The 10,995-nt window shown below is 75.8% G+C and carries 8 protein-coding genes and 2 pseudogenes; all 10 read right to left on the reverse strand.

Annotation, left to right across the window (positions count from 1 at the left end; translation table 11 throughout):
- Positions 1–7: 7 nt before the first annotated feature.
- Positions 8–1,738, reverse strand: a complete 1,731-nt coding sequence (locus AC07BF_RS33465; RefSeq protein WP_363579845.1) for a protein kinase domain-containing protein — start codon at positions 1,736–1,738, stop codon at positions 8–10.
- Positions 1,739–1,921: 183 nt separating this feature from the next.
- Complete coding sequence (locus tag AC07BF_RS33470) at positions 1,922–3,409, reverse strand: protein kinase domain-containing protein (RefSeq protein ID WP_363579846.1); 1,488 nt, start codon at positions 3,407–3,409, stop codon at positions 1,922–1,924.
- Between the two features lie 259 nt (positions 3,410–3,668).
- The gene (locus AC07BF_RS33475) at positions 3,669–4,280 is read right to left on the reverse strand and encodes a bacterial proteasome activator family protein (protein WP_350876669.1); all 612 of its coding nucleotides are present in this window, start codon (positions 4,278–4,280) and stop codon (positions 3,669–3,671) included.
- 200 nt (positions 4,281–4,480) lie between these two features.
- A complete protein-coding gene (locus AC07BF_RS33480) occupies positions 4,481–5,158 on the reverse strand; it encodes a hypothetical protein (RefSeq protein WP_363579847.1) in 678 nt (225 codons plus the stop codon).
- Positions 5,159–5,292: 134 nt separating this feature from the next.
- Positions 5,293–6,270: an NAD(P)H-quinone oxidoreductase gene (locus AC07BF_RS33485; RefSeq protein WP_363579848.1), complete on the reverse strand. Its 978-nt coding sequence runs from the start codon at positions 6,268–6,270 to the stop codon at positions 5,293–5,295.
- Between the two features lie 47 nt (positions 6,271–6,317).
- A complete protein-coding gene (locus tag AC07BF_RS33490; protein ID WP_363579849.1) occupies positions 6,318–7,364 on the reverse strand; it encodes a potassium channel family protein in 1,047 nt (348 codons plus the stop codon).
- A gap of 49 nt (positions 7,365–7,413) precedes the next feature.
- Positions 7,414–8,715 carry a molybdopterin molybdotransferase MoeA gene (locus AC07BF_RS33495; protein ID WP_363579850.1) on the reverse strand — a complete coding sequence of 434 codons (1,302 nt, stop codon included), beginning with the start codon at positions 8,713–8,715 and terminating at the stop codon, positions 7,414–7,416.
- Positions 8,712–8,993, reverse strand: a pseudogene (locus tag AC07BF_RS33500) (DUF6457 domain-containing protein); the annotation flags it as partial. The pseudogene AC07BF_RS33500 and the gene AC07BF_RS33495, both read right to left, overlap by 4 nt.
- Before the next feature lie 108 nt (positions 8,994–9,101).
- A pseudogene (gene mobA, locus AC07BF_RS33505) lies at positions 9,102–9,671 on the reverse strand (molybdenum cofactor guanylyltransferase); the annotation flags it as partial.
- Between the two features lie 16 nt (positions 9,672–9,687).
- The gene (locus AC07BF_RS33510; protein ID WP_363579851.1) at positions 9,688–10,725 is read right to left on the reverse strand and encodes an MBL fold metallo-hydrolase; all 1,038 of its coding nucleotides are present in this window, start codon (positions 10,723–10,725) and stop codon (positions 9,688–9,690) included.
- Between the last annotated feature and the right edge of the window lie 270 nt (positions 10,726–10,995).

Raw genomic sequence — 10,995 nt, forward strand, 5'->3', positions numbered from 1 at the left:
GGCCCGATCAGGGCGTCGCCGGCGGCTGGGTCGCGGGCGGCTGGGTCGCCGGCGGGTTCGACTTGGTCGCCGGCGGCTGCGTGGCCGCCCCCGTGCTGCCGCCGCTTCCCGTGCTCGGGGTGGTCGGCGCCGTGCTGGGCGTGCCGGGCGCCGTGGTGGGCGGCTGCGTGTGGCTGGGGGTCTGGCTGGGCGACGCGGGCGTCGAGTGCTTGCCCGAACCCGGCGACGGCGACATGTTGTTGTTGCCGTTGTTGTTGCCGTTGTTGTTGCCGCCGCTGCCGCCGTTGTTGTAGCCGCCGCCGTTGCTGCCGTTCTCGGTCGGCTGCGTCGGGCGCCGGCTGCCGGTGTTGGACGCGGGCGGGCTCTGCGAGCCGCTCTGGGGCGGCGTGCTGGGCTCGGTCGTGCTGACCGCCGGGAGCGGCGTCGGCGGCACGGTGTGCGAGTTCCCGGGTTCGTTGCCGCTGAACGCGAACGCCATGCCGACCCCGGCCGCGAGCAGCACGGCCGCGGCGCCGGCCACCCAGGCCCACGGCCCGCGCCGGCGGCCGGAGCCGCCGTCGTCGTCGCCGCCACCGCCGCCGTAGGGGCCGCCGGCCCCCGGGTAGGGCGTCGACGGGGTGTGCGGGCCGCCCGGGCCCCCCATCCCCTGGTAGGGCAGCACCGAGGTCTGGTCGCCGGGGCCGATCGCGCCGAAGGCCGCGGTGGCCGCGGTCTGGTCGGGCCGGATCACCTGGGTGGCGTCGGTGTTCCCCTGCCCCGCGGCGGCCAGCCCGGCCGTGGTGCCGGCCCAGCCCGCGCCGCCCGCGCCGTGCATCTCGCGCAGCGCGTGCTGGACGTGCGCGCGGAACTCGTCGGCGTCCTGGAAGCGGTCGTCCGGGTTCTTGGCCAGCGAGCGCAGCACCAGCTGGTCCAGCCCGACCGGCACCCGGCCGTTGGCCTGCGAGGGCGGCACCGGCATGTCCTGGACGTGCTGGTAGACCACCGAGAGCGGGGTGTCGCCGGTGAACGGCGGGCGCAGCGCCAGCAGTTCGTACAGCATGCAGCCGGCCGCGTACAGGTCGGAGCGGTGGTCGACGGGCTTGCCGAGGGCCTGCTCGGGCGAGAGGTACTGCGGGGTGCCCATGACCATGCCGGTCTGGGTCATGGTGCTGGCCGTGCCGGTCAGCGCCCGGGCGATACCGAAGTCCATCACCTTGACGGCGCCCGCGGTCGTGATGATCACGTTGGCGGGCTTGATGTCCCGGTGGACGATGCCGTTGCGGTGGCTGTACGCCAGCGCCTCCAGCACCCCGGCGATGATGATCAGCGCCTGGTCGACCGGCGGCGCGTCCTCGTCCACCAGCAGCTCGCGGACGGTCCGGCCCTCGACCAGCTCCATCACGATGTACGGCGTGGACTCGTCCCCGGCGTACTCCTCGCCGGTGTCGTAGACCGCGACGATCGAGTGGTGGTTGAGCCCCGCGACGGCGTGTGCCTCGCGGGTGAACCGCAGCCGGGCGATGTCGTCCTGGGCCAGCTCGCCGCGGAGCAGCTTGACCGCGACCGTCCGTCCCAGCCGTACGTCCTCGGCCGCGAACACCTCGGCCATGCCGCCGCGGCCGAGCCGGTAGGTCAGCCGGTAGCGGCCGTCGCCGACCGTGCCCAGCGGCGCGGCCGTACCGCGGCCGGGGGTCTGCGGGCCGCCGGGCCCGACCGGGGGAAACGCGCTGGTCGCGGCGTCGCTGCCGGGTCCGGGCATCCTCGGCGTCCCGCCGGTCCGGCCGTCAGCTCCGGCACCCGTTCCGTCATCCGGCTGCTGCGTCTGTGCCATCGCTCCTCGCCCCGGGCGTTCGCTCGGATCGCGGTGCCCTGTCGCTTCGTATCCCCGAACGCTACCGCCTCCGGCGCGGGCCCGTGGCACGCCCGAACCGGCCGGAAAGCGTCAGAGCAGGCCATTCCGGTCGACCGGAAGGTCAACCACCAGCACCACTGCGGGCCGCTCACCGGTGGTGTGCCCGGTCTTGGTCTTCGACTTGGTGTCCTGCGCCTTGTTGACCACGATCGCGATGATGATGCCGGCCAGCACGAGCACGCCGACGATGATCACGATGACGACCGCGGCCGTCGAGCAGCCGCCGCCGCTGGGCGCCTTCGGCTGCTGGTACGGCGGCATCGGCTGCGGCGGCGGGGTGTGCGCCCGCTGCGGCGGGGCCTGCTGGAGGTACTGGGGGTGCGGCGTGTGCGGCCCTTGTGGACGCGGCGGCTGGAAGGCCGGCGGCGGGGTCCGGTACTGCGGCTGCTGCGGCGGCGGAGGCTGCTGGAGGTACTGGGGGTGCGGGGTCTGCGGCCCCTGTGGACGCGGCGGCTGGAAGGCCGGCGGCGGGGTCCGGTACTGCGGCTGCTGCGGCGGCGGAGGCTGCTGCGGAGACTGCTGGAGGTACTGGGGGTGCGGGGTCTGCGGGGTCTGCGGCGCCGCGTGCACCGAGCGCGGGCCCTCGTTGATCACCAGCGGCGTACTGGCCTGCAACGGGTGCCCACTGCCGCCGCCCTTCGCGGCCGCGATCAGCCGCTCCGCCTCGTCCCGCATCGCCGCCGCGCTCTGGAACCGGTGCGCCGGGTCCTTGCGCAGCGCCTGGGCGACGAAGGCGTCCACCGCCGGGGTGACCGACCGGTTGAGGGTGGACGGCGCCGGCGGCTCCTCCTGGACGTGCTTGTAGGCGATCGAGAACGCCGAGTCGCCGTCGAAGACCAGCTGCCCGGTGAGCATCTCGAAGAGCATCACGCCGACCGAGTAGAGGTCGGAGCGGGCGTCCACCGGCTTGCCGAGCGCCTGCTCGGGCGACAGGTACTGCGGGGTGCCGACCACCATGCCGGTCTGCGTCATCGACGTGGCGCCCGGTTCCAGCGCCCGGGCGATGCCGAAGTCCATGACCTTGACGTTGCCCTTGCGATCGAACATGACGTTGCCGGGCTTGATGTCGCGGTGCACCAGGGACATGTCGTGCGAGGCCTCCAGCGCGTTCAGCACGCCGACGACGACCCGCAGGGCCTCCTCGGTCGGCATCGCGCCGTACTGGGCGACCGCCTCGTTGATCGCCTCGCGCAGGCCCTTGCCGTCGACCAGCTGCATGACGATGTACGGGGTGCTGGAGCCGTCCGGCGCGACGTCCTCGCCGCTGTCGTACACCGTGACGATGTTCGGGTGCTCCAGCCGGGCCACCGCCTGCGCCTCGCGGCGGAACCGCTCCTTGAACGAGGCGTCCCGGCCCAGCTCGTTGTGCATGCTCTTCAGCGCGACCTGCCGGTCCAGCACGCTGTCGTACGCGAGGTGCACCGAGGCCATGCCGCCCTCGCCCAGCAGCCGCTGCAGCACATAGCGGCCGTTGCCCAGGGAGGAGCCCCCGACCGCCGCGTTGCCGTGCTCGCTCATGGTCCTCTGCTCCCCCTCGGCGCGGCCGTGGCGCCGCGACCGTGACGTTCGGTCTCGTCCGTGCGTGGTGGGCCGGGCCCGCGGGCCTGGCGGACCCCTGCCGCGGCGGTGCGACCGGCCTGCGACAGGGGTCAGGGTACCGGCTGACGCCGACGGTGATCGGTCCAGGGCCGGTCCTGCCCCCGGACCGCCGGGGCGCCCTCCGGCGGCGCCCCGGCCCGGGGCGGACCGTCGTGGTACGTCCGGTGTCGGCGGCCCGTTACAGGTACGGGCCGGAGCGGATGCCGCGGCCCTGGCCCGGCTCGTCCTCGTCCGGCTCGCCGCCGTGCAGACCGGGCGGCAGCGCCCGCCGCATCTGCTCCAGCTGGGCCCGCGCCGCCATCTGCTGGGCGAACAGCGCGGTCTGGATCCCGTGGAACAGGCCCTCCAGCCAGCCGACCAGCTGGGCCTGGGCGATCCGCAGCTCCGCCTCGGTCGGAATGCTGTCCTCGGTGAAGGGCAGCGACAGCCGTTCCAGCTCGGCGACCAGCTCGGGGGCCAGACCGAGCTCCAGCTCCTTGATCGAGCTGGCGTGGATGTCCTTCAGCCGGGCCCGGCTGGCCTCGTCGAGGGGCGCCGCCCGGACCTCCTCCAGCAGCTGCTTGATCATGCTGCCGATGCGCATGACCTTCGCGGGCTGCTCGACCATCTCGGTCACCGGGAGCTCCCGCGGCAGGTCGCCCTCGTCCTCGTCCCCCGCCGAGCCGGCGAACCCCTGGCCCACGGGCAGCCCGTCCGGTCCGACGATCAGCACCTTCTGGCCGTCCTGCGACTGCCCGCCCGCGGCCTGGAATGGCTGCTGAAACGAGCGCTCGTTCATCGGATTCGTCATGAACAACATTCTCTCTCACTGGGGTTGGTCGGGCGGAAGCCCCCGTACAACCGCCGTCCTGAGCCACCGCTGACGACGGTACGCCCCCGGGCGCCGCCCCGGAATCCGTACGGATACTCAGCTCCCGGCACGCCCCGGCTCCCTGGGGCGTGCACACACCCCTCACGGAACCTACCCCGCCGCCGCCCCCACCCCGCGGCTCACCCCCGGCGCAGCCGCAACCCGATCAACCCCAGGCCGCAGCCGATCAACCCCAGCCCCGCGCCCAGCGGGAACTGGACGGTCGAGGCGTCCCGCCAGCGGGCGGGCAGGACGGCGGGGACGGCGGCGGCGACGGCTTGGGCGGCCGCGGTGGCGGCGTCCGGTGCGGCGTCGGCGCCGGGAGCCGCCGCGTCCGGGGTGCCCTGGTCGGCCTCGGGCTGGTCCCCCGCACCGGCCTGCCCGGTGCTCCGGTCAGGAACCTGGTCGGGGTTCTGCTCGGGAACCTGCGCAGGGTTCTGCTCGGGGTTCTGCTCGGGAGCCCGCTCCGGCGCCCGCTCCGGGGCGCTGTCGGCGCGCTCGGGCGCCCACACCGCCCAGCGCCGGTAGACCCCGTCGCCCCGGCCGGGGCGCGGGTGCCGCGGCGGCCCGACCGCCGGAACGGCCGCTGGCTCCGGCCTGCCCACGGCGGCGGGCTCAGCGGTGAACGGGGACGGCGACGCCGCCGCCGGCCCGACGGCGGCGGCCGCCGAAGCGGCGGCCAGCGGGAGCGTGAGCCCGAGCACGGCCGCCGCGATCAGTCGCTGGGCCCGGCCCGGGCCGGTACGGCGGGTACGGCGGGTACGACGGTGGTGCGGCGCGGCGGGCAGCGGCCCGAGGAGGTGCGTTGGTGCGGCCACGGTCGGAGGTCCTTCCGACGGCCGACCGCGCGCGGCGGGGTCGGCGGCGGGACAGCTCCGAACCAGCCTCACACAATCCGACGATCAGGGCATTTCGGACGTCCCGCCTCGGGCCGCAGGCCCTCGGACCAGGATCAGGCCCGCAGCACGACCTTGCCGACCTGCTCCCCCGCCTCCAGCACCCGGTGCCCGTCGCCGGCGTCGGTCAGCGGCAGCACCCGGTCGATCACCGGCTTCACCACCCCGGACTCCACCAGCGGCCACACGTGCTCGCGCACCGCCGCCACGATCGCCGCCTTCTCCGCCAACGGGCGCCCGCGCAGATTGGTGGCGATCACCGCGGCGCGCTTGCGCAGCAGCGCGTTGAGGTCGAGCTCGCCCTTCACGCCGCCCTGCAGCCCGATGATCACCAGCCGCCCGTTGACGGCCAGCGCGTCCACGTTCCGCTGCAGGTACTTGGCGCCCATGATGTCCAGGATCACGTCCACCCCGGCCCCGCCGGTGGCCTCCTTGAGCACCTCGACGAAGTCCTGCTCGCGGTAGTCGATCGCGATGTCGGCACCGAGTTCGACGCACCGGGCCAGCTTCCCGGCGCTGCCCGCGGTCACCGCGACCCGCGCGCCCACCGCCTTGGCCAGCTGGATCGCCATGGTCCCGATGCCGCTCGCGCCGCCGTGCAGCAGCACCGTCTCGCCGGGCCGCAGGTGGGCGGTGAGGAACACGTTGGACCACACCGTGCAGGCGACCTCGGGCAGCGCGGCGGCCTCCTCGAAGCCCAGGCCCTTGGGCAGCGGCAGCAGCTGCCCGGTCGGCACCGCGACGAGCTGCGCGTACCCGCCGCCGGACAGCAGCGCGCACACCTCGTCGCCGACCGCCCAGCCGGACACGCCCGGGCCGAGGGCGACGATCCGCCCGGCGCACTCCAGCCCGGGGTAGGGCGAGGCGCCGGGCGGCGGGTTGTAGTTGCCCTGCCGCTGGAGCAGGTCGGCGCGGTTGACGGCGGTGGCCGCCACCTCGACCAGGACCTCGCCCTCGCCGGGCACCGGGTCGGGCACCTCCGCCCACACGAGTGCCTCGGGACCACCGGGTACGGGAATCGTCATCGCATGCATGCCCCGAACCTACTGCGCGTCATGGCGAGGAGCGGGCAAGGCCTGCGTCAGCCGGTCGACTTGATCACGATCACCCGGTCGGTGAGCTGGAGCACGGCGGCCTCGGGCTCGGTGTAGTTGAGCACCCGCCGGCCGCGGACCACCGCGACCACCAGGTCCTCGCACGCGCGCGGGCTGTGCCCGGCCTCGGCCCGGGTGACGGGGCGCTCGACCACGTCCAGGCCGTTGCCGTAGGTGAGCAGGTCCTCCATCACCGCGCCGGCGTGCGGGCTGAGCATCGACAGGCCGAGCAGCCGCCCGGCCGAACTGGAGCTGGTGACGACGACGTCGGCGCCGCTCTGCCGCAGCAGCGGGGCGTTCTCGTCCTCCCGGACGGCCGCGACCACGGTGGCGCCCTTGTTCAGCTGGCGCGCCGTCAGCGTGACCAGGACGGCGGTGTCGTCCCGTTCCGGCGCGACCACGACCCGGGCGGCGGTGGGCACCTCGGCCCGCAGCAGCGTGTCGGTGCGGGTGGCGTCGCCGACCACGCCGACCAGCCCGTGCCGGGCGGCCTGGTCGATCACCTTGCGCTGCGGGTCGACGACGACGATCTCGTCCTTCTTCACGCCCTGCCCGAGCAGGGTGTCGACGGCGCTGCGGCCCTTGGTGCCGTACCCGATGACGACGGTGTGCTCGCGCACGGTGGACCTCCAGCGGTTCAACCGCCACTGCTGGCGGGTTCGTTCGGTGAGCACCTCCAGCGTGGTCCCGACCAGGATGATCAGGAACACCACGCGCAGCGGGGTGATCACGAAGATGTTGGTGAGCCGGGCGCCGTCGCTGTACGGGGTGATGTCGCCGTACCCGGTGGTGGACAGCGTCACGGTGGCGTAGTACGCCGCGTCCAGGAAGCTGACCCCGTCGCCCGCGTTGTCGTTGTAACCGTCCCGGTCGACGTAGACGATCAGCGTCGTGGCGACCAGGACGGCGAGCGCCAGCAGCAGCCGGGAGCCGACCTGCCGGAGGGCCGGCGCGCTCCGCCGGGCGGGCAGCACGATCCCGGCGTCCGACCACGGCTCGGTCCCCGGGGCGGGCGCACCCCGCATCCTGCTCATGCGGCCACCTCCCCGCTGTCGTGGGGCGCGCACGCCCCGGTGGGCCCGTTCACGGCGCCTCCAGCAGTTCGACGGGTTCGCCGGCCGCCGCGCCGCCGGGCGGGACCACGGCCAGCGCCTCGGCCCGGGCGAGGCCGCGCAGCATCGCGGGCCCGTCGAAGGCGAGCGGGACGACGCCGTCGGCGGTGTGCCGGACGGGCAGCAGCCGGGTGTCCACCGGGTGCCCGGGCAGGCCGACGGCGGTGGGTGCGAGGGCCGGGGTGACGGCGGACCGCCCGCTGCGGGCGTGCAGCAGCGGCAGGGCGAGGGTGACCGTCCCGGCGACGGCGGCCAGCGGGTTGCCGGGCAGGCCCACCAGGTGCCGCCCGCCCGGAAGCCCGCCCGGAAGCCCACCCGGAAGCCCGGCTGGGTCCCCGCCCGGAAGCCCGCTCCGGGCGGGGCCGGCTGACGGGCATGCGGCCGACGGGAGTTCGGCCAGCAGCATCGGGTGTCCGGGGCGGACGGCCACGCCGTCCACCAGCAGCCGGGCCCCGGCCTCGGCGAGGGCCCGGTGCAGGAAGTCGACCGGGCCGGCCGCCGTTCCGCCGGTGGTGACCACGATGTCGGCGGTGGAGTGCCGCAGCGCGTCCCGGAGCAGCCCGAAGTCGTCCCGGACGGACCGCACTTCGGCCACCTCGGCACCGGCCGCCCGCAGCCAGGGCGGCAGCAGCGGCCCGAGCGCGTCCCGGACCAGGCCCGGACCTGGGACGCCCGAGGCGAGCAACTCATCGCCGAGGACGAGCAGTTCGACCACCGGGCGACGGCGCACGGCGAGCCGGTCGTGACCGCAGGCGGCGGCCAGGCCGAGCACGGCCGGGCCGACCAGGGCGCCACCGGGCAGCAACGCCTCGCCGCGGCGGCACTCCTGGCCGCGCGGGCGGACGTCCTGACCGGTGGTCAGCGATTGGTGGCCGCAGTCGTGCAGCAGCGTGCCGTCCGTGCGGCCGTGCTCACGGCGCAGGACGGCGGTGGCGCCGGGCGGCAGTTGGGCGCCGGTGGCGATCTCGACGGCGGCGCCGTCGGCCAGCGGCGCGGACGCGGCCCGGCCGGCCAGCACCCGCCCGGCGACCCGCCAGGGGCCCGGCCCGGCGACCGCCCAGCCGTCCATCGCGGAGGTGTCGAAGGCGGGCAGGTCGGTCAGCGCGGTGAGCGGCTCGGCGAGGGTGCGGCCGAGTGCCTCGGCGAGCGGCAGCCCGACCGCCGGCAGCGGACGCAGCCCGGCCCGGCGGGCGGCCTCGCGGGCCTGCGCCCAGCTCAGCACGCCGGGGCCGGTCGGCGGGGCGGCCACGGTGGTCTGGCCGACGGCGCTCACGGCTCGCCCGGCCCGGCGTCGGCGCTCCAGCGCTCGGCGAGCGCGGCGGTCCGCCGGGCGGCCTCGGCCACGGCCTCCGGCCCGCCGCCCTGCTGGGCGGCCGCGTAGCCGATCAGAAAGGCGGTCAGCGGCGCGGCCGGGCGGGCCACCCCGTGCGCGACCACCCGGGCGAGGTCGAGCAGTCCCCGGACGTCGACGTCCAGGTCGATGCCCAGGTCGGCCCTGACCTCGGCGATCCAGTCCTCCAGCGTGCGCTCCATGCGCCCATGCTGCCTGATCGGCGGTTTCCCCGGAGTGTTCGCCCCGTGTGCGGCGCGCGTCGTTTCCCGCACGGACACCCGCGCGGGCCGTGAACACGGACCCGGAGGGCGCCCCTACGACCGGTCGCGCTCCCGGGCCTGTTCGAGGTCCTCCCAGGTGTCGCAGTCGTAGGCGACGTTGTCGGTGTCGGCCACCAACTGCCGGGCGAGACCGCCGGTGAGGCGGCGCAGCGGGAGACCGGCCGGATCGCCGAGGGCGGCCAGCGCGGTGCGCAGCGGGGCGGTGCGGTAGGCGGCGGCGAGCGGCTGGTCGCGCCCGCCGGCGTCGACCAGGACGGCGGCGTCGACGGCCGGGCCTGCCTCGGCGAGGGCGGTGACCAGCCGGTCGACGGTCCGCCGGTCCAGGAACGGCAGGTCGGCGGCGAGCAGCAGCACGGTCGGCGCGGTGACCAGGTCGAGTCCGGCGGCGACGGCGGCGACCGGCCCACCGCCCGGCGGCTGCTCCCTGGTCCAGCGGACGCCGGTGCGCGCGGTCGGCCGGCCGGGGCCGACCACGACGGTGGTGCGGGCGCCCGCGCAGGCCGCGAGCACCCGGTCGAGCAGGGTGGTCTCGCCCACGGTCAGCCCGGGTTTGTCGGCCCCGCCGAGGCGACGGGCGCCCCCGCCGGCCGGGACGATCACGTCGTAGGGCGTCATGCGGCCAGTATCCGCCCTACTCGGCTCCGCCCGTCCCGCGCTCCGGGGACTTCCCGGGCCCCTCGGGCTCCGTGGACTCCTCGGGCTCCTCGACGAGCTCGTCCTCGACGATCTCCGCCTCGATGATGTCGTCCTCGACGATCTCCGCCTCGACGATCTCGCCCCCTCGCGCCGCCCGGGCGGTGTTGGCGGCGGCACCCAGTTCCAGGATGGCCGGCAGCGTCAGCTCCCCGTACCGCTCGTTCATCGCGGTGACCAGTGCCTCCGGGTCGTGCGGGTGCTCGGCCAGCAGCCGGTCGAAGTCCTGGAGGTACTCGCCGGTGAAGGCGAGCACCCGGGCGGCGTCGTCGCCCTGGTCGGGGGCGCGGTGGCCGGCGATGACCCGGTCCACGCCGAGGTCGGCGATCCGGCCGAGGTTGTGGCCCCAGGTGGTGCGCTGGGCCGGGGTGGTGTCGGCGGTCCAGACGTGGGTGCCGTTGTAGGCGAAGTCCCCGGCGATCACCGTCCGGATGCTCGGCACGTGGACGACCGTCGAGTCGCCGCAGTCGGCCTGGCCGAGCAGCAGCACGGGGATGACCTGGCGGTCGAGCATGAGCGGCTGCGGCAGCAGCGGGGCGGGGATCAGCGGGTGGTCCGGGATGTCGTCGCCGTAGACCGGCTTCCACTGGGCGACCTTGGCGGCGGCGGTGCGCCGGATGCCGTCGACCACGGCGGGCGCGGCCAGCAGCCGGGCGTCGGGGAAGAGCCTCAGCACCTCCTCGGCGCCGAAGTAGTGGTCGGGGTGGTGGTGGGTGACGACGATGGCGAGCAGTCGGCGGCCCTTGCCGGCGACCCATTCGGCGAGTTCGCGGCCGGCGCTGCGGGTGAGCTGGGCGTCGACCAGGATCGCGGTCCGCTCGCCGAGGATCAGGGTGGAGGTGGCGAAGAAGGCCGATTCGGGGCCGGTGAAGACGGCGATCTCCAGCGGGCGGGCGGGCCGCTCGGGGTCCGGGGCGGCGGCCTCGGCGGCCGTGCGCTCCGCGCCGGCGCCCTCCTCGGGCGGGGACGACGTCACTGGCTGCTCCCTCTGGTCGGCGGTCGGACTTCCTGCGCCCTACAGCATGGGAGTACCGGTGTCGGATTGCGCGGAAGGCGCGCCCGGCGGGGCGCGCCTTCCGGCTCAGGTCACACCGCGGTTCAAACGGCCGGCGCCTCGGCGTTGTGGGCGGCCTGCCCCAGGGCACGTAACCGCCCGGGGGGGGGGGGGGGGGGGGGGGGGGGGGGGGGGGGGGGGGGGGGGGGGGGGGGGGGGGGGGGGGGGGGGGGGGGGGGGGGGGGGGGGGGG

The organism is Kitasatospora sp. NPDC043950 (assembly GCF_056435345.1).